The 18,504-nt window shown below is 69.6% G+C and carries 15 protein-coding genes; 8 read left to right on the top strand and 7 right to left on the bottom strand.

What is annotated here, in order from left to right; all coding sequences use genetic code 11:
- Positions 1–60: 60 nt before the first annotated feature.
- From NLI01S_RS09970 to NLI01S_RS09955, 5 genes are all read right to left on the bottom strand, one after another.
- Complete coding sequence (locus NLI01S_RS09970) at positions 61–1,452, bottom strand: flavin monoamine oxidase family protein (RefSeq protein WP_067602739.1); 1,392 nt, start codon at positions 1,450–1,452, stop codon at positions 61–63.
- A gap of 342 nt (positions 1,453–1,794) precedes the next feature.
- Positions 1,795–2,673, bottom strand: a complete 879-nt coding sequence (locus tag NLI01S_RS09965; protein WP_067602736.1) for a PRC and DUF2382 domain-containing protein — start codon at positions 2,671–2,673, stop codon at positions 1,795–1,797.
- A 371-nt stretch (positions 2,674–3,044) separates the two neighbouring features.
- Positions 3,045–3,842, bottom strand: coding sequence for an FAD-dependent thymidylate synthase (gene thyX, locus NLI01S_RS09960; protein ID WP_067602733.1), 798 nt, complete (start codon positions 3,840–3,842; stop codon positions 3,045–3,047).
- A gap of 273 nt (positions 3,843–4,115) precedes the next feature.
- On the bottom strand, positions 4,116–4,259 hold the full coding sequence (locus NLI01S_RS25995) for a GPGG-motif small membrane protein (RefSeq protein ID WP_190318421.1): 144 nt from the start codon (positions 4,257–4,259) through the stop codon (positions 4,116–4,118).
- A 144-nt stretch (positions 4,260–4,403) separates the two neighbouring features.
- Positions 4,404–6,620, bottom strand: coding sequence for an anthranilate synthase component I (locus NLI01S_RS09955; RefSeq protein ID WP_067602730.1), 2,217 nt, complete (start codon positions 6,618–6,620; stop codon positions 4,404–4,406).
- Between the two features lie 349 nt (positions 6,621–6,969).
- On the opposite strand from NLI01S_RS09955, the gene NLI01S_RS09950 reads away from it, so the two are divergent.
- The 8 genes from NLI01S_RS09950 to NLI01S_RS09915 all read left to right on the top strand — a co-directional run bounded on the left by NLI01S_RS09950 (position 6,970) and on the right by NLI01S_RS09915 (position 17,336).
- Positions 6,970–9,261 (top strand): HelD family protein, encoded by a 2,292-nt coding sequence (locus NLI01S_RS09950; protein WP_067602726.1) that lies wholly within the window; start codon positions 6,970–6,972, stop codon positions 9,259–9,261.
- 344 nt (positions 9,262–9,605) lie between these two features.
- A complete protein-coding gene (locus NLI01S_RS09945) occupies positions 9,606–11,345 on the top strand; it encodes a hypothetical protein (protein WP_067602723.1) in 1,740 nt (579 codons plus the stop codon).
- 2 nt (positions 11,346–11,347) lie between these two features.
- A complete protein-coding gene (locus NLI01S_RS25685) occupies positions 11,348–11,887 on the top strand; it encodes a hypothetical protein (protein ID WP_067602719.1) in 540 nt (179 codons plus the stop codon).
- Positions 11,888–11,897: 10 nt separating this feature from the next.
- Positions 11,898–12,704 carry a hypothetical protein gene (locus NLI01S_RS09935; protein ID WP_067602716.1) on the top strand — a complete coding sequence of 269 codons (807 nt, stop codon included), beginning with the start codon at positions 11,898–11,900 and terminating at the stop codon, positions 12,702–12,704.
- Between the two features lie 360 nt (positions 12,705–13,064).
- Complete coding sequence (locus NLI01S_RS09930; protein WP_067602714.1) at positions 13,065–14,114, top strand: 2-keto-3-deoxygluconate permease; 1,050 nt, start codon at positions 13,065–13,067, stop codon at positions 14,112–14,114.
- Positions 14,111–15,325, top strand: a complete 1,215-nt coding sequence (locus NLI01S_RS09925) for a four-carbon acid sugar kinase family protein (protein WP_067602711.1) — start codon at positions 14,111–14,113, stop codon at positions 15,323–15,325. The genes NLI01S_RS09930 and NLI01S_RS09925 overlap by 4 nt, the downstream gene beginning before the upstream one ends.
- Positions 15,322–16,353: a 4-hydroxythreonine-4-phosphate dehydrogenase PdxA gene (gene pdxA / locus NLI01S_RS09920; RefSeq protein WP_067602708.1), complete on the top strand. Its 1,032-nt coding sequence runs from the start codon at positions 15,322–15,324 to the stop codon at positions 16,351–16,353. The genes NLI01S_RS09925 and pdxA overlap by 4 nt, the downstream gene beginning before the upstream one ends.
- An 83-nt stretch (positions 16,354–16,436) precedes the next feature.
- A complete protein-coding gene (locus NLI01S_RS09915; protein WP_067602705.1) occupies positions 16,437–17,336 on the top strand; it encodes a GntR family transcriptional regulator in 900 nt (299 codons plus the stop codon).
- 54 nt (positions 17,337–17,390) lie between these two features.
- Here NLI01S_RS09915 and NLI01S_RS09910 read toward each other — a convergent pair whose 3' ends face one another.
- The gene (locus NLI01S_RS09910; RefSeq protein ID WP_067602702.1) at positions 17,391–17,804 is read right to left on the bottom strand and encodes a spore-associated protein A; all 414 of its coding nucleotides are present in this window, start codon (positions 17,802–17,804) and stop codon (positions 17,391–17,393) included.
- A 19-nt stretch (positions 17,805–17,823) separates the two neighbouring features.
- On the bottom strand, positions 17,824–18,231 hold the full coding sequence (locus NLI01S_RS09905) for a spore-associated protein A (protein ID WP_067602699.1): 408 nt from the start codon (positions 18,229–18,231) through the stop codon (positions 17,824–17,826).
- Positions 18,232–18,504 lie beyond the last annotated feature (273 nt).

Raw genomic sequence — 18,504 nt, 5'->3', positions numbered from 1 at the left:
GCGCGACCCGTGAAATCGCACTACCCGCCCGTCACCGGGCACAACCTCCCGCCGGGGGGATCAGTCCAGGGACAGGATGCGCTCGGCCTCCCGCAGCCCGGACAGCAACGCGCCGTGCACCGTGGCGCTGTGCTCCACGATGGTGGCCTCCCCCGCGAAGAACACGCGTTCCCCGATCGGGTCGCTCAACGTGATCCGGTCCTGGTCACCGGAGCCGACCGCGGTGAAGGAGAACCCTCCTCGCGCGAACGGGTCGTCCATCCAGTGCGTCAGGTAGTGGTCGACCGGGTCCGGCGCCTTCTTGAACATGCCGCGCAGCGACTCCATCGCGTGCTCGACCACCTCGGCGTCCTCCTTGCCCGCCAAGAAGCGCGCCGCGTTGCCACCGTTGCGGCAGACCAGGACCGGTACGCCGAACACGTTCTGTCCCGAGTACCAGTGGAACCAGGTGCCCTCCTCGGTCCCCAGGTGCACGATCACCTCGGCGTCGCCCCAGAAGACCTCGTCGAAGCGCAGGAACAGCTTCTCCAAGCGGCCGTTGCCCAGGCTCCCCAACGACTCGCGTTTGTCCTCGGGCAGTGGCGGGTCGAAGTCGACCTGGCCGGCCTGCAGGACACCCAGCGGCAGGGTCACCAGGACACGGTCGGCGGTGAGGGTCTCCTCTCCATCCGGGGTGTCCGCTCGGACCCGGACGCCGTCCTCACCGTGGTCCACCGACAGCACGACGTGCTCCAAGCGCACGTCCAGCCCGCGGGCCAGGTGGTCGGTGAGCCGGCCCATCCCGTCGGGGAAGACGACGTCGTCGCCGCTGAACTCGTGGCCGGCGGAGACCGCCGTGAAGGCGATCTCCTCGGCGTCGGCCCCGTGTTCGGCCTCGGCGATGCGGTGCACGATCTCCGCTGCGTCGCGGGCGCGTGCACGGACCAGGTTGACGTCGTAGAGGGCGTGGTCGATCCCCTGCTCCATGGACTCCTCCCGGCCGGCGCCGACCGTGGTCCAGTACATGTGCTCGTGGAGGAGGTTGACGTCCTCCATGTTGCGCCGATGTCGGTCGAAGAGGAGGCGGCGCCCCTTGGGGTCGTAGGCGGTCTCGGTGGCCCGGTTGAAGGTCGCCGTACGCGCGCCGGCCTCCCGGACCAGGCGGGAGAGCGGGTTGTTCTCCTCCCCCCGCATCCAGGAGGCGCCGACGTCCAGGGCCGCTCCGCCCCAGGTGTGCACGGAGTGGATCCGTCCGCCGGTACGGGCACGGGCCTCCAGTACGGTGACCCGCTCCCCCTGTTCGGCGAGTCGGTCGGCGGCCGCCAGTCCGGACATGCCGGCCCCCAGGACGAGGGTGTGTCCGCGGCCGGGTTCGGAGTCACGACCACGCGGCTCGGGTGCGGCCTCGCGCCCGGCCGCCTCCTCGCCGGTGACCTCTTCTCGGGCGCTCTCCCCGTTCACGTCCTCGGTCATCGTGTTCCCCCTGCTCCTGTCGGCGGCCGACAAGTGTGAGCCTAAGCTCACGTCCGGCTCCGACCTGGGAGGACACCCCGAAAGGGCCCGGGTGGACGATCGGCGAAGGGATGACGGTGGCCGGCGCTCTCCACCGGCCACCGCCCGAGAGGTACCCCCTCCCCGAGGCGGCGGGCCTCGGGGAGGGACTGACCAGGAGGTGTCGTCCGTCCCCGACACCCCTCGTTCAGGAAACCTAGTGCGCAAGGCTTTCGGTTTCCTTTCGTCTCGCCGGTACCGGGCCCCGCACAAAAGCGGTGCGCCGGGCGCCCGAAGGCACCCGGCGCACGGTGGCGCTTTCGATCACTCGCGGTCGGAGGGCGGCGTGCCCTCCTCCCCATCGATCTCGAACCGTTCCTTGCGGACCTCGCCCTCGACGTGCTCCTCATGGGAGACGTCGCGCTTGCGGACGTGGACCTCCTCCACCGGCACGTTCTTCTTGGAGACCACCGGACGCTCCTCGTAGAGCGTGAAGCTCTGCTCACCCTCCTCCAGGTCACCCTCGTCGGTCACCTGGGAGGGGTCGGTGATCGGCCGACGCTCCACTTCCAACTCGTCGTGGTGCACCGGAACGGTCTCCTCGAAGCGCTCGGTGTCCACGTATCGGCGCATCCGCGCTTGTCCGCTCTCTCGGCGTTCGACGCCGATGTCCACCTGCTCCTCGTGCCGGATCATCGAGACGTCCTCGGCCTCGGGATCGACCGGACCACCGAGGCGTTCACCCGAACGGGCACGGCCGACCGTGTCGTCTTCCCCGGTCCAGGAGTCGGTCTCCTGGACCCTGGCCTCGTCGGTCCCGGGCCGCCTCTCGCCCGCGATCGGCGGCCCGGTCATGTCGTCGGTCTCTCCCCCGCTCTGGCGGGGCACCCCGCCGTGCTTGGCGAAGTAGTCACGGACGAGCGCTTCGTCCTCAGGGGCGACGTGACGGTCGGCCTCCACCTGCGGAGCGTCCTTGACCGTCGCCTTGTCGTAGGGGATCTGAATGTCCTCCGCCTTCGGGCGTGCTCCCTGGAGCGGCACCAGGGTCTCCTTCATTCCGAAGAGTCCTGTGTGGACCGACACCCAGCTGGGCTCCCCAGTGCGGTCGTCGAGGAAGACCTGTTTGATCTTCCCGACGTTGTTCCCTTCCGGGTCGAGTACGTGATGCCCGATGAGGTTCTCCGGTACGAGTTCGCTGGTCACTGCGCAACCCCTTCCTGGTTCGCGGGTGGCGGGGCTGTTCGCCTTTCGGTCGCCCCCGCCCCCTACCCGCGCCAGAAGCCGCTACGAATACTCTCACCAGGACTTATGCGAGTTCCAACCAAATCCACCCCTGCTATTGGCGCGGACCGGGAATCATTGACCCTCGCCCGGGGCCTCGTTGACCTTCCCTGGGCCGGGACGGGGTCGTGGACGCGTCGAGCACAAGCGGCCCTCGGAGGGGCCCAGGCGTGGCGGCACTCGTCGGGAACACGGTCACCCCTTGACCCGCGCCGGCGGTCGGGCTCCGACGCCGTACGACGAAAGGAGCCCGCCCCGGGCAGAGGCCGGGGCGGGCGGTCATGGAAGGTCCATCAGACCTTGCGCCACTGAGGCACCCACGCACCGTCCTCGACGACGTAGTCGCCGAACAGCGCGGGGGCCTCCTCCTTCAGTGTCTCACCGATGAGGTGGAAAAGCAGGCGAATCTCCTCTTCCGCACCGGGGGCGGTGCGGGCCTCCAGGGTGTGCCGCAGGGTGCGCACGTTGGCGGTCCACACCAGGCCGGTGGCCACGCCCTCGGGGGCGAAGCGACGCATGAACGACGTCTTGTGCTTCTTCTCGGCGAACTTCACGCCCTCGTCGTCCAGGCCGAAGTGCTCGGCCATCCAGAACTGGAACTCCTCCATCTGCTGGAGCATCGTCGTGGCGCGCTCCATCAGCTCGGGATCCTCCTCGGCCCAGTCCGGGAACCAGAACGGCAGGTCGGTCAGGCGCACGAAGCGCAGAGACTCCTGGGAGACCGCGACACCGGGACGGTGGCGGATGAGTTCGTGGGTGAGCACACGCGAGACGTTGTGCAGCACGAAGCTGAAGCTGATGTGTTCGAGCACCGAGCCGTGCAGGCTGGCCAGCAGGTTGCCCAGGTACTGGTCCTGGTCCTTGCGCACCCGGGTGACGTTGGGGTTGAGCCCCGGTTCCCAGGAGCGGTAGCACAGACGCCCGGCGAACTCCGCGAGGTTCTGGGGGTCGTTGAGGTGGGCGTCGAGATCACCTCGGTCGAACCGCTCGATCCACGCCTCGCCTCCGACCTCCTTGAGGTAGTCGGTGATGGCCTCGTAGTCCACCTGCGGACGCGCGACCAGTCGGACCTGGGGATCGACCTTCTTCACAGCAACCTCTCCTCGCATTTCCCCCGACCCATGGCACGCTTCGATCCCGTGACCCGGGGATCTGATCGGGGAACGGTACACGCGATGGGGTTGGGCCGATCGGCCTCCCACGAGGGTACACGTCCGGCTCAGGGGTAGGGCCTGCCTCCCGTGCGAGGGTGCGGACACAATCGAGGGGTCGGGTGTTCGACCACGCTCGTGCGCGTGTCGGACACCCGACCCCTCGCCGGTCTCGTCGGGAAACAGTGCTCGTTGGAAGGATTCGGCCGTTCGTTAGAGGCCGAGGACGAAACCGCCGGGTGAGAGGATCACCCCGACGACGATGAGGACGATGCCCCAGAGGAGCTGCCCGCGCAGGAGGCCCAGCACACCGGCGACGATAAGGATGATCCCGAGAATCAGTAGCAAAATACTCATACGCAACCCCTGTCCGCTAACGAGTAGGTCAAACTTCGTTCACGGCAAGGTCTCGGTCATGATCGTTCCCCAAGCAGGTGAGAGGCGGTCCGCACGCGGGAGGTCCTTCACGCGCGGACCGCTCGTTTCGGCGGCCGGGCCCGGTCAGCGCCGCGCGAGTTCCAGAACGCGGGAGACGATGCCCTCACCGACCGCCGCGCTGAGGATGGACTCGGGGTGGAACTGCACGGCGTACCAACGCGCCGCACGATCCTCGATCGCCATGACGACCGGCGGCTCACCCTCCTCTCCATCGAGGACGGCGGTCACCTCGAAGTGCTTCACCGCCTCGGGCACGGTGTAGGTCGAGTGATAACGGGCCGCCTGGAACCGGCCGCCCTCGCCCCGACCCGCCAGCAGCTCCCCGCCCAGGACCTCGACCCGGCCGGGCTTGCCGTGCACGGGGGCGTCCAGGGTGCTCAGCTCACCACCGGCGTGTTCGACCATGCCTTGGAGACCCAGGCACACGCCGAACACGGGCAGCCCTCGCGCGGTCAGGGCGTCGAGCAGGTCGTTCATCGCGAAGTCCTCGGGCAGCCCGGGCCCGGGCGAGAGGACGACCAGGTCGGGGGCCAGGCGGTCCAGCAGGGCGTGGTCGAACCCGTAGCGGAGGGTGGTGACCTCGGCGCCGTGGCGGCGCACGTAGTCGGCCAGGGTGTTGACGAAGGAGTCCTCGTGGTCGACCAGCAGCACGCGCATGCCGGCGCCCGGCAGCGGAGCGGGCTCGGATTCCTCGACGACCGTCGGGGGCCGGGAGTCCCTGGCGTCCTCCTCCTCGCCCTGGGCGAGGGTCTCCATCAGGGCGCGGGCCTTGAGGAAGGTCTCCTTCTCCTCGGCCTCGGGGTCGGAGTCGTACAGCAGGGTCGCGCCGACCCGCACAGCGGCCACCCCGTCGCGGATGTGGGCGGTGCGCAAGGTGAGTCCGGTGTTCATCGAACCGTCGAAGTTGAGCACGCCGACGGCCCCGCCGTACCAGCGGCGAGGACTGGTCTCGTGCTGTTCGATGAAACGCATCGCCCAGGTCTTGGGCGCGCCGGTGACGGTGACCGCCCACATGTGGGTGAGGAAGGCGTCCAGCGCGTCGAACTCCCGGCGCAGGGTGCCCTCGATGTGGTCGACGGTGTGGATCAGGCGCGAGTACATCTCGATCTGCCGCCGGCCGATCACCTTGACGCTGCCCGGCTCGCACACCCGTGACTTGTCGTTGCGGTCCACGTCGGTGCACATGGTCAGCTCGGACTTCTCCTTGACCGAGGAGAGCAGTTCCTGGATGTTCTCGGCGTCGCCCAGGGCGTCATCGCCACGTCGGATGGTGCCGGAGATGGGGCAGGTCTCCACCCTCTGACCGGTTCCGGGTTCGCCGCTGACCCGTACGAACATCTCCGGGGAGGCGCCCACCAGGTACTCGCCCTCGCCCAGGTTGAAGAAGAACTCGTAGGGGGCGGGGTTGCGCTCGCGCAGGTTCTCGTAGAAGCGGGCCGGGGAGGAGCAGCGGGCGTAGGTCCGGTGGCCGGGCACCACCTCGAACAGGTCGCCGCGACGGAAGCGCTTCTTGGCCTGGGCCACGATCTCGGCGTAGGAGCCGGGTTCGGGTCCGGCGGGCACCTCGGTGGCCACCACCGGCGGGGTGGGTTCGGTGGTCCGGGGCAGACCCTCGGTGGTGGCCTCGGGCCGATCCCCCTGGGCCGGGACGGTGAACTCGTAGGTGTAGCGCACGCAGGTCTCGCGCTTGCGGTCGCGGACCACGATGGCGTCGGGCAGGTGCAGGACCAGGTCGCGGTCGCCGGGGTCGCGGTCGATGTGCCGTTCGATGTGTTCGAACTGGAAGGCGAGGTCGTAGCCGAAGGCGCCGTAGAGGCCGAGGTTGGTGTCCTCGGGGCTGCGCAGGGCGTCCAGGAGGGCGCGCACGGCGGTGAAGACGCTGGGCCGGCGGCTTCGTTCCTCCTCGGTGAAGAACTCACCCGGGTCGGATTCGGGCACGGTCACGGTGACCTGATCGGGGCCGGCGGCCACGACCTCTCCGGCGGTGCGCAGCGCCTGGTCCACGACGGGGAGCAGGACACGGCCCCGCTCGTTGAGGGCGGTGGCGGTGACCCCTCGCCCTCGGGTGGCGACCTCCAGGCAGGGGTCGACGTAGCCCAGGTGCCAGCGGTCGTAGCGGCCGGGATACTCCATTCCCGAGGAGAGCACACCGCCTCGACGGAACTCGACGGAGCTGACGAGTTCGGTGAGGATCTCGGGGTCGCACGGGGTGGCGCTGCGGTGGACCCTCACTCCGGCGGGGGTGCTGTAAGTGCTGTTCTGGGCGTCACTGGGCTTCACGGCCGGTCCTTCGGGGCGCTCTACGGTCGGGTGGTCATCACCGGCCGGGGTCGCCTCGAAAGCAGAAAACGACCGCCGGTCCGGGCGGTCGCTGTTCGTGGAACGCGAACTGATCGGTGCGCCGCCTAGGTGCGGCGCCACCACTGTCCGTTGATCGGTTCGGTTCGCATGGGGCCGAGTGTAGCGGCTGTGGCGAGCCGGTGGGACGCGGACACGAAAAAACCCTCGCCCGCGTCGGGTGAGGGTGGCGCGCGAAGGAGTGGCCGATGGTGGAGTACCTCTGCTAGAGTTCTCCACCCATTCGCCTAAGTAAAGCTATTCGCTAACTTCTCACCGCAAGGATAGCAGCTTGAACAAAGACCGTCAAGATGGTCCTTCCGTCACGGCGACGGAGGCCGCGGCGATCGCCACCGAACAGGAACGCGTCACCACGATGTACGAGCGCCTGGACGTGCTGCGGGCCCGGGCCGGCGAGCGGTTGGCCGCCGTCCATCTCCAGGAGGACCGCTCCGGTTTCGCCGCGATCGTGGAACGGGAGACGCGCGCCCAGGAACAGGCCCTGCGCGGCGCGCAGTTGAACGCGGTGGAGGAGGGTCTGTGCTTCGGTCGCATCGATCTCGCCCACCCCGATGGGGACACCGAGGCCCGGTACGTGGGCCGGATCGGCCTGCGCGACGGCGAGTACGAGACCATCCTCGTGGACTGGCGCGCCCCGGCCGCCCGTCCCTTCTACGCCGCCACCCCGGGCGCGCCCGAGGGGATCACCCGCCGCCGCCACCTGCGGATTCGCCGCCGCACGGTGATCGGTCTGGACGACGAGGTGTTCGACCCCGACGGCCTCGGCGAAGGCGACCGGCGGCAACTGGTCGGCGAGGCCGCGCTGTTGGCCTCGCTCGACCGCGGCCGGACCGGTCGGATGGGCGACATCGTCGCCACCATCCAGGCCGAACAGGACCGGGTCATCCGCTCCGCCCTGTCCGGGGTGTTGGTGGTCCAGGGCGGGCCGGGCACCGGAAAGACCGTGGCGGCCCTGCACCGGGCCGCCTACCTGCTCTACACCCATCGCACGGTCCTGGAACGGCGCGGCGTGCTGGTGGTGGGCCCCAATCCGGCGTTCCTGCGCTACATCGGCGACGTGCTGCCCTCCCTGGGCGAGACCGACGTGGTGATGCGCACCGTGGGCGAGCTCCTGCCCGGGGTGGAGGCCACCGCGCGCGAGGAACACGACGTCGCCGCGATCAAGGGGTCCGTGGCCATGGCGGACTTCGTGCGCGCCGCGATCGACGACCGACAGCGCACCCCGTCGCGGGCCTTCGGTGAGGCGGACCTGCGGGTGAAGACCGACGCCGGCGACCTCGTGGTCCCCGGGCCGGTGTGCGAGCACGTCCTGACCACCGCCCGGGGTCTGCGGCTACCGCACAACGTGGCCCGCAAGTACGTGGTCACCACCCTGCTCACCGAACTCGCCCGCGCGGAGGCGACCCTGTTGGGCCGCCCCGTGGTCGAGGAGGACCTGCCCCACATCGGCGAACGCCTCTGGCAGGAGGACCCCGTCCGGTGGGCGCTGGACGCCCTGTGGCCGGACCTGACCCCGCGGCGGCTGCTCGGCGAGGTGTTCGCCGACCCCGAGGCCCTGGCCCGGCTGGCGAGCGCCGCCGAGGTTTCGCAGGTCACGGCGCTGACCCGACCGACCGGTTCCCCGTGGACCGTGGAGGATGTCCCCCTACTGGACGAGGCCGCCGAACTCCTGGGCCACGACGACAGCGCCGAACGCGCTCGGCAGCGGCGACAGGAGGCCGAACGCGTCGAGGCCGAACACTACGCCCAAGGGGTACTGGAGTTCACCGGTCTGGCCGAACAGGAACTCATGGGGCTGAACGCCGCGTCCCTGGCCGACCGCCACCGGGCCTCGGGACCGCAGGCCACCACCGCGGACCGGGCCGGGGCGGACCGGTCCTGGACCTACGGACACGTCATCGTCGACGAGGCCCAGGAGTTGTCGCCCATGGCCTGGCGGTCGATCATGCGGCGGGTCCCCACCCGTTCGTTGACGGTGGTGGGCGACGTGGCCCAGACCGGCAGCGCCGCGGGCACCTCCTCGTGGACCGCCGCGCTCGAACCGTACGCACGCGACAAGGTGCACGTGGAGACGCTGCGGGTCAACTACCGAACGCCCGCGCCGATCATGGCGGTCGCCGCCGACGTGCTGCGCGTGGCCGCACCGGACCAGGCGGTGCCCGAGTCGGTACGCGAGGACGGGGATCCGCCCCGGGCGGTGCGGCTCACCGAGGGCCTGTCCGGGCTACCCGCGCTGGTGACCGAGGAGACCGAGGCGATCGTGGAGGGACGGGTCGCCGTCATCACCTCCGATGCCTCCCTCCTCGAGGTGGCCGAGGCCCTGCCCGGATCGGGCCGCCCCCAGCGGCGTCGGCACGAGGAGACGGCACCCGTGGTGGTGCTGTCGGCCACCGAGTCCAAGGGGCTCGAGTTCGACTCGGTGATCGTGGTGCGTCCCGAGGAGGTGCTCGACGGGCCACGCGGCGCCAACGACCTGTACGTGGCCGTCACCCGCGCCACCCGCAGGCTGACCGTGGCCCACGACCGGGGTCTTCCGGGCGTTCTCTCCCGTTTGCGCGACTGAGGTGATCCGACCATGTGGCCGGGATGGAATATGCGATGCCCCATCCCGGCCACCAAGGGATTCCCCCGTTGCGTTTCCCTTCACCCCTGATCGAACACGCGCCCCGCACTCACCTCCGCTCGAAGAAGACCCACTTCACCCACATGGGCGCTCACCAGGACCATCGACACCCCAAGGACGGACGAAGAACACCACGAATCAACTCAAGGCCCCCAAAAAGGGGAACATACATATTTCGTTTTTCGCCCCAGAGAGTTACTCTGTTCGCTGTCCGATCCCCCGGTCGGCGCTCTATAATCCTGGTTCATTCCCGCGGAAGAAACCTTCTCCGAACGAAGGGAAGAATGGAAGCACCGAACCAGACCCTCCCCGGCCATGACGCCTCCCCTCCCCCGGAAGCACCCTCCTCCCCCTTTCCTCCCGCCGACACCGCTCAGCACCGTCGCAGTGAGGCCACCCGGTTGCTCAGCGCGGGCACCTACCTCGATCCCGCGTTCCGGGACACCGTCATCACCGAACTGGTCGAGCACCCCGAACGATTGGTTCCGCCCTCCCTGGGCTACGACGCCTCGACCGTCCTCGGACACGCCCTTCGGGCCCGGAACCTGGATCTGGGAAGCGCCGTCCTGATCCTGCTGATCTGGGTGAGCGGCCTGACGATCATCACGCTGAGTCCACCGGTCCCGAACCTGGACCTGAGCCTGGACCAGAACCAGCCCGGGCCGGGTCCGGGCGGGGCCCTGCTGATCTCGCTGATGCTCTTCACCATGGCGAGCCTGCTCTCCCTGGCCCGACGATCCCCGTACGGACAGGGCCGGTCCACCCTGGTGGTCGACGGCTCGGGCAATCCACCGACCGGCCGATTCGCCAGGTTCCGCTTCGGGGTCCTGCCCCTGTCCACCTGGGTCCTGATGGCCCTCTCGGCGTACACGATCCTGTCGACCTTCGTCACGGGGTCGATCGTCGAGGGCCTGGTGGTCCTGTCCCTTCCGGCGCTACTGCTCCTGGTGGGGGCCTGGCACCGAATCATGCTCTCCAGGATTTTATGGACGGAGCTGTCCCGAGACCGGTTCACCGGGTTCCCACCGGACACCTCCCACACGCCGTTCGCCTCCCGACGCGCGAGGATCCTGGCGGCGATCGATACCGAGCAGTTCTCCCCCCTGGCCCTGTACAACGCGGACGAGCCGTTCCTGGGCGCCGGGGTGCCGCACAAACCCTGGTCCCTGACCCTGGAACTGAGGCCGCGGCCCGACCAGGCGACCGCCCCCGAACGCCTCGACGGCCGCCGGGTGCTCGACCTCATCATCCCCCGGCTGGCCGAACTCACCGAACGCACCACACGCACCAGCCAGGACCGGCTCAACGAGCTGGAACTGCGGGAGTGCGTCTTCCTGCCGGGCGACCTGCCCGAGGGGCTGCGCCGAGCCACCCTGCCCTACCGGGACACCGACGTGCACGCACACCTGGCGGAGGCCGCCGGGGAGGGCGCCGAACAGCGACGGCACTTCCTGCGCATCCGAGTGGGCGGTTGGCAGGAGGAGGTCGTCACCACCGTCTTCCTCCGCGTGCACACCCAGGGCGAGCTGCTCGTGCTGGAGGTGCTGCCCTACGTCCTGGCCCCGCCGCGGTCGAGTTTTCACCAGGTGGACGACCTCACCGAACGATCGATCCGACTACGGATGTCGACTCTGGCGGCCGGGCCGGCGGTGACGGTCGCCACCTTGTTCTCCGGGATCAACGCCCTGCGTTCCTGGACACGCGAATGGTGGCGTGCCACCTCCCACCTCCCCCTGGAGGGGCCCCGGGTCAGCATCCGGGAGGTGGGGGCGCGCGAGTCCTGGTCGATGTTCCAGGAGATGGACATCAACCGCTACATCACCACCATTCAAGATCGCATCACCTCCGGTACCCACCAGGCCCTCGCCGAGGCCGGCTACATGACCGACGAATTCCAACAGCAGGTGGTCAACGTCGGTGGCGGCGGGGTGTTCGTCGGCGGGTCCATGGCCGGATCGATCGCCACCGGAAGCGGAGCCCGGGCCGACACCGCCGGCGCTCCCCCGCACACGGAACAGGAGTAGGGATGACGAGCACCAACGACGACAACGACCAGGCCGGCACGGGCTCGGTCTTCATCGGAGGATCGGTGCGTGGTGGGGCTCTCTCCACCGGTACCGGAAGCGACGCCCGAACCTCGGTTCCGGCGGGTCCAGACGAGGCGCCGCCTCGAGCCGATCGTCGGATCGGTCCTGCTCCCGCTCCGACCGGGGACCACTCCGCCGGTTCGGTGGTCATCGGCGGCGACGCCGAGGGCGTGTCCATCGCCACCGGCGAGAACAGCACGGCGCGAACCGACATCACGCCCGAGGACGAGCGGTTCCAAGAGCTCCTGGAGCAGATCAGGCTGTTGCGCGGACAACTGCCCCTGCTCGCCGACACCTCCGAAGTGACCGTGGTCGACGCCGAGTTGGCCGAGGCCGAGCTCGCGATCACCCAGAGCGGCAGCGCCGACCAGGGGCTGTTGCGCCGGCTGTGGAAGCGGTTGGCCCCGGGGAACACGGCTCTGGGCGCCCTGGCCTCCGCGGTCACGCTGGCGGACATGGCGCGACGTCTACTGACTTGAGGAAGGGCCGATGTCGAAGAACCTTCGCTGGGACGCCGAACGGCAGCGTTGGGTCTCCTTCCCAGAGCCCTCGGGCGGAGCCGTCTCCGTTCGGTCGGTGTCCGCCTATCCGATCCGATCGTTCACGGTCCTGGGGTTCTTGATCGCCCTGATGCTGACCGCGATATTCGTCCTGCCCGGCGGCATCCTCACCGCGGATGACTCCCCCGACGACAAGGACGACCAGGAGGGGCAGAGCGTTGGCGGCGATGTCTCCGGCGGGGCCTTCGAACCCGACGTGGAGGACCCCATGACCTCCCCGCCCGAGGACGCTCCCACGCAGGACGCGGACGAAGGTGAGGGCGAGGAGGGTCCCGCCCCCGACGGTTACAGCGTTCGGGAGGACGACCAGGGTTTCCTCCTGCACGTGCCCGAGGATTGGAGCCGTGCGGAGGAGTTGTCCCAGGACGGCGTCTTCAAGGTCTTCTTCACCCCGAACGCTCGACGCAACTTCATCCAGGTCAGGTCGTTCGGTCCCGAGGTCGCCTCCCCCGGCCGGGCGCTGGAGCGGTTGGAGAACGAGGCGGAGTCCCTCCCCGGGTTCGACCGGAAAGAGCGGAACACGGGAGAGGGACAGGGAGCGGACGGAGTGCTCTCCTACCGCTACGAGCACGACGCGCATGGTCCCTTCCAGGTGTTCGCGCGCGCTCTCCTCGGTGAGGACGGCGAGGTGTACGCGATTCTGTCCGCCGGCCCCGAACCGGAGTACAACGGTGTCCACGGCCGTTTCGTGGGGAGCGCCTACTCCTTCCGTGCGGTCGGGGACGACCGGTTCTGAGCCCGATGGCCTCGCAGCGGCCCATCGCACGGCCTGTTCCAGGTCGTAGGCGTCCTGGGTCGGTCACCGTGATCCGGGTGAAGGTGTCTTCGTCCGAGCGGTGCGTCGGGGGGCACCATCCGTCGGCCGCCGCACCGGGCCGCCCGGGCGCGGTGCGACCGGGCACGGGCGGATCCACCTGATTCACATTTTTCGAAAGGCCCTTCCCATCGTGGATCCGAGCGTCGGAGGGCTCTCTTGGGCGTGCCCGGATGTGATTCGGGGGTGGCGCGGAACAAAATTGTACGTACACTCTGTACGGACAATACGTGACCCGGCCCTGAGACATGCCGACCGAGGGGCCCTTTCGAACGGACACTCATGCGTGACGACCACGGGTCGGTGGTTCCCCTCTACCACTGGCTGAACAAGATCCCCGGCGGAACCATGCTGGTCCCGCTGGTGTTGGGATCGATCCTGGGCACCTTCGCCCCGGGCGCGCTCGACATCGGCAGCTTCACCACCGCGCTGTTCAAGGACAGCGCCATGCCGCTCATCGCCCTGCTGATCTTCGCGACCGGCACCCAGGTCACCCTCCGTACCAGCGGTCCCGTCCTGGCCACCACCGGTGTGGTCATCCTGGGCAAGAGTGTCGTGCCCGGCCTGCTCATCATCGCCCTGGCCATGGCCACCGGCCCCGGGGGTGTCCTCGGTGTGTCGATCCTGGCGATGATCGCGGCCGCCACCAACGCCAACGGCGGCCTGTGGCTGGCCATCACCGGACAGTACGGGCGCACCAAGGACCGCGGCGCCTACATCGCCGGCGCGGTCAACGACGGCCCGTTCTTCGCGCTGCTGTTCATCGGCGCCTCCGGGCTCGGTCAGATCCCCTTCATGACCCTGCTCGCCGCGATCCTGCCGTTCCTGCTGGGCGTGGTGATCGGCAACGTGGACGCCAAGTGGCGCGAGGTGCTCAAGCCCGTGCCCGGCATCGTCATCCCGTTCTTCGCCTTCGCCCTGGGCACCGGCATCGACCTGGGCGACGTCGTCCGCGGCGGTCTCGGCGGCGTCGTCATGGGCGTGGTGATCGTCCTGTTCACCGGTGGGATGGTCTACCTCGGGTACCGCTTCCTGCTGCGTCGCGGTGGGGAGTCCGGGATCGGGTTCGCCGCCGGGACCACCTCGGGCAACGCCGTGGCCACCCCGGCCATCGTCGCCGCCGCAGACCCGTCCTTCGCCGCCTACGTCGGCACCGCCACCTCCCAGGTCGCCGCGAGCGTGCTGGTGACCGCCCTGCTCGCACCGCTGGTCACCACCTGGGCACTGCGCCGCGCCGGCGCCCGTCCCGCCGAGGCCGAACGGGCCGAACAAGCCGCACTCGACGGAGCCGAGAATCCCACGGACACCGCCACGAAGGGGGACCGGTCATGAGCGCCACCGCTCACGACGCACCATCCGCGCCGCACATCGCCGTGGTCGCCGACGACCTCACCGGCGCGGGCGACACCGCCGTCCAGTTCGTGCGCGCCGGTTGGCGCACCGAACTCCAGTTGGCCGCGGCCGACGCCACCGCCGACGTCGTCGCGGTGACCACCGACTCTCGGGCCCTGCCCGAGGCGCAGGCGGCGGCGACGGCCTCCGCCGAGGTCCGCCGCCTGCGCGAGGCCGGCACGAGGCTGCTCTACAAGAAGGTGGACTCCACGCTTCGGGGCCCCATCCGGGCCGAGATCGACGGCGTCCTGTCGGCCTGGCACCCGGGTTCGGTCGCGGTGGTCTGCACGGCGTTCCCCGCCAACGGTCGTATCGTCCGTGACGGAGTCCTGTTGGTGGACGGTGTGGAGGTGCACCGCACCGCCGTGGGCACCGACCCCGTCTCCCCGGTGACCGAGAGCCGCGTCGCCGAACTGTTGGGGGCTCGGCACGTGCGCCTGACCGGGACCGACCCCGAGCAGGACGCCGAACGGCTGCGCGCCGCCGGACCGGTCGCGGTGGTCGACGCCGAAAGCGACGAGGACCTCGCCCGGATCGCCGCGGCCATCACGCTCTTGGGCGACCGGGTCGTCCCGGTCGGTTCGGCCGGTCTGGCGACACGGCTCGCCGAGTCCTGGCGTCCGGTCCGCGAGCCCGCACCCGCACTGGTGGTGGTCACCTCACTGCACCAGGCCGCACGCGGTCAGGTGCACGAGCTGGTCGTGGACGAGTGGACCCGGGTGGAGCAACCCACGACCTTCGATCTGGGCGACGACCAGGCGTGGCGGGCATGGTCCGACAAGGTCGTGGCCGGGTTCGATCCCACCTGCCCGCACACCGCGCTGGTCGCGCCCGACGACCGTGACGGTGGCCTGTCCCCCGCTCTCGTGGCACGCCGGTTCGGCGAACTGGCGGCGCGCGTGGCCGAGCGACACCCACTGTCCGGTTTCGTCGTCACCGGAGGCGACGGCGCCCGGGCCCTCACCGAGGCGCTGCGGGCACGTTCCATCACCCTGACCGGAGAGGTGGCCCCCGGCATTCCGCTGGGCACCCTCACCGGAGGCCCTCATGAGGGGCACTCCATCGTCACCAAGGCCGGGGGCTTCGGCAGTCCCAACGTCCTCATCGAGGCCGCCGACGCGGTCCGCCACACGAAAGGCACCCACGCATGAGTCACCGCCCCACCCTCGCGGTCACCCTCGGCGACGTCGCCGGCATCGGTCCGGAGATCACCGCCAAGGCCCTCCTGCACCACCCGGAGGTCCGCGAGCACTCCCGACCGGTGGTCGTCGGTGACGCCGACGCGCTGCGCAACGCCGTCACCGCGGTGGGCGGCGACCCCTCCGCCGTCAACCCGGTCGAGTCCCCAGCCGACGCGGCCGACGACCCTTCGGTGATCGACATCGTGCAGACCGGCCCCTCCCTTGGGCACGTGCCGACCGGCGAGCTGAGCGCCGAGGCCGGCGACGGGGCCGCCCGGTTCGTGATCGAGGCGGTCGACCTGGCCAAGCGCGGCCTGGTCGAGGGCATCGTCACCCCACCGCTGAACAAGGCCGCCATGCACATGGGCGGGCACAACTGGCCGGGCCACACCGAACTTCTCGCCCACGAGTTCGGGGTGCGCGACTACAGCCTCGTGCTGTCCGCCGGTGAGCTGTCCTTCTTCCACCTGACCACGCACGTGTCGCTACGACGGGCCATCGAGGACGTCACCCCCGAGCGCACCCTCGAGGTGCTGCGGTTGATGAACGCCTTCGCCCGCGCGCAGGGTTCTCCGGACGAACCCATCGGCGTGGCCGGACTCAACCCGCACGCGGGCGAGAACCGGCTGTTCGGTGACGAGGACGCCGACGTCCTCGCTCCGGCGATCGAGCTCGCCCGCGCCGAGGGCGTCAACGCGCACGGACCGATCCCCGCCGACGCCCTCATCCCGGCAGCGGTGCGCGGCAAGTGGAAGCTGGTGGCGGTCTGCTACCACGACCAGGGACACGCGCCGTTCAAGGCGGTCTACGGCGATGACGGGGTCAACATCACCGCGGGGCTGCCCGTGGTGCGGGTGTCGGTGGACCACGGCACCGCCTTCGACATCGCCGGGCAGGGGATCGCCCGTGAGGCGAGCCTGGTGTTGGCACTGCGTCGGGCCGCCGAACTCGCCCCGGGTTGGGGCCACGTCTGGCGGGCCACGCGCTCCGAGACCTGATCCCGAGGCCGGGCCACGCTCCGTGTCCCGCTTTCCGGGGGCCGCCCGTTCGCCGAGCGGGTGGCCCCCGCGCACTGCCTAGAATGGCCGTCATGCCTGTCGACCGCTCCGACCCGCGCCCACTGCACTCCCAGGTGTCGGACGTGCTGCGCGCGCAGATCCAGGACCATACGATCGCCCCCGGGGAGACCCTGCCCAGCGAGGCCGCCCTGCGCGAACGCTTCGGTGTCTCGCGCAGCGTCGTGCGTCAGGCTCTGTCGACCCTGGAGGACGAGGGCGTGGTCCGTCGCCCGCACGGTCGTGCGGCGGTCGCCGCGGTACGCGCCGAACACCACCGCCTGGTGCAACGGGTGACCGGCCTGTTCGACCAGTTCTCCGCCGAGGGACTCACCCTCTCCACCAAGGTGGTCTCCCTCGACCCGGTGCGTTCGGGTGTGCCCTCCGCCGAGGAACACCTGGGCACGCGTTCCCTGCTCCGCCTGGAGCGGGTGCGTTCCGTGGACGGGGACCCCCTGTCCTACGTGCGCACCTGGCTGCCCGCGGATCGCTTCGCCGGACTGGACGCCCGGATGCTCACCGACTCCTCTTTGCACCGGCTCATGGAGTCGCGTTTCGGCGTGGTGCCCTCCGGTGGTCGACGCCAGGTCCGGGCGGTTCCCGCCGATCCGGGGATCGCCCGGGAGCTCGGTGTACCCGAGAACTCTCCGCTGCTGCTCCTGGAGGGCGGCACCTTCGATCGCTCCGGCGCCCCGGTGGAGTGGTTCGAGAGCTGGCACCGGTCGGACCGGGTGGTCTTCGACATCGAGGCGGCCGGATCCACCGAGCAGGTGAACATCGCGCCGGGGCCGTCCCTGACCCGTCCCGACCGAAGCCGTGCCCAGGCCCTGGACACAAGCACGGACACGGGCACGGACACGGGGTTGGAGCGAGCACTGTCCCTCGTCGACGAGCTGCGCTCCGAACTGGACCGCCTGCGCGGCTGAGAACACGATGAGGGGTGGGCCCGTCCGGGCCCACCCCTCATCCATGTGCGGAGGTCAGCCGCAGTGCTGGTTCGGGAACGTCCGGGTCTCGGTGCCGATCGTGCCGCCCCAGTCGATGCACTTGCCCGCGGCCTCCACGTAGACCGGGCCCGCGTAGGTCGTGTAGTCGCCGGAGTCGATGACCCAGTCGGAGCCACCGCTCACACGGACCATCGCTTCCACCAGGGTGGTGGTCCCGGCGACCGTGCGCACGGTGGTCACACAGTTGTGGCCGTTGGAGTTGTTGTAGGTCAAGAAGATGGTGCCCCGGTCCGAGGACAGGTCGTAGCTGTTGATGACGGCGTAACCGTCCCCACAGGCGCCGTTGTACGTGGCGGCCGACGCGGGCGAGGCGGTGGTCCACAACGCGGTGGTGGCGAACACGGCCGCCCCGGCGACGGCGAGGGAACGCCGGACGAACTTCCTCATGACTTCTCCTTCTCACGCGTCAGCCACAGGCGTCTTGGTTCCTGTTGTTGTTGTCGCCACCGATGTGGCCGAACCAATCCACGCAGGTCGCCGGTGCGTGCAGGTAGACCGGGCCCGCGTAGGTGGTGTACATACCGGCGTCCTGGACCGCGTCGGCGGGGTCGTCGGCGGTGCGCTTGATGCCGACCACCACCTCGATCGGATCACCCGGGGAGTTGCGCACGGTCACGGCGCAGTTGTAGCCGTTCGAGGCGTTGTAGGTGAGGAAGGCGGTGCCGGAATCACCGATGTCCATCTTCCTGACGACGCCGTATCCCGCACCGCAGGCGTCGTTGTACGCGGCCGCGTGGGCCGGGGACGCGACCAGGATCCCCGTGGCCGCCAATCCCAGAGCCGCGGCGACGGCGGCTCCACGAAGTGCACTCATGCACGTACTCCTTTGCTCTCGCCCCCGTTGAGGAGACGAGAGGAAGCGTGCCACGAGACCCTTGCGATCACCATTTCTTTTTCTTACACCAGGGCTTTATGAACTCACCACCCAAAGAAACCCGATACCGAATTCATCGCATATCAAGAACATCCGACCATATTCACCTGCGACAATTACTCCTAAGTCGTCTGTGATCGACGCCCCCGATGCCCCAGGCTCCGTCCGGGTTCGTTGCCACATGTGGCCACCAAGACGACGGCCCTCGTGGAG

The organism is Nocardiopsis listeri NBRC 13360, assembly GCF_001570765.1.
Taxonomy (GTDB): Bacteria; Actinomycetota; Actinomycetes; order Streptosporangiales; family Streptosporangiaceae; genus Nocardiopsis; species Nocardiopsis listeri.
Note: the sequence above shows the minus strand (reverse complement) of the source record. Positions and strands in the feature narration are given on the sequence as shown.

Excerpts from the sequence above, each read along its gene's own strand:
- NLI01S_RS09930 (WP_067602714.1), top strand. The coding sequence starts at position 13,065 with ATGCGTGACGACCACGGGTCGGTGGTTCCCCTCTACCACTGGCTGAAC.
- NLI01S_RS09925 (WP_067602711.1), top strand. The coding sequence starts at position 14,111 with ATGAGCGCCACCGCTCACGACGCACCATCCGCGCCGCACATCGCCGTG.
- NLI01S_RS25685 (WP_067602719.1), top strand. The coding sequence starts at position 11,348 with ATGACGAGCACCAACGACGACAACGACCAGGCCGGCACGGGCTCGGTC.
- NLI01S_RS09935 (WP_067602716.1), top strand. The coding sequence starts at position 11,898 with ATGTCGAAGAACCTTCGCTGGGACGCCGAACGGCAGCGTTGGGTCTCC.
- pdxA (WP_067602708.1), top strand. The coding sequence starts at position 15,322 with ATGAGTCACCGCCCCACCCTCGCGGTCACCCTCGGCGACGTCGCCGGC.
- NLI01S_RS25995 (WP_190318421.1), bottom strand. The coding sequence starts at position 4,259 with ATGAGTATTTTGCTACTGATTCTCGGGATCATCCTTATCGTCGCCGGT.
- NLI01S_RS09970 (WP_067602739.1), bottom strand. The coding sequence starts at position 1,452 with ATGACCGAGGACGTGAACGGGGAGAGCGCCCGAGAAGAGGTCACCGGC.
- NLI01S_RS09945 (WP_067602723.1), top strand. The coding sequence starts at position 9,606 with ATGGAAGCACCGAACCAGACCCTCCCCGGCCATGACGCCTCCCCTCCC.
- NLI01S_RS09905 (WP_067602699.1), bottom strand. The coding sequence starts at position 18,231 with ATGAGTGCACTTCGTGGAGCCGCCGTCGCCGCGGCTCTGGGATTGGCG.
- NLI01S_RS09915 (WP_067602705.1), top strand. The coding sequence starts at position 16,437 with ATGGCCGTCATGCCTGTCGACCGCTCCGACCCGCGCCCACTGCACTCC.
- NLI01S_RS09910 (WP_067602702.1), bottom strand. The coding sequence starts at position 17,804 with ATGAGGAAGTTCGTCCGGCGTTCCCTCGCCGTCGCCGGGGCGGCCGTG.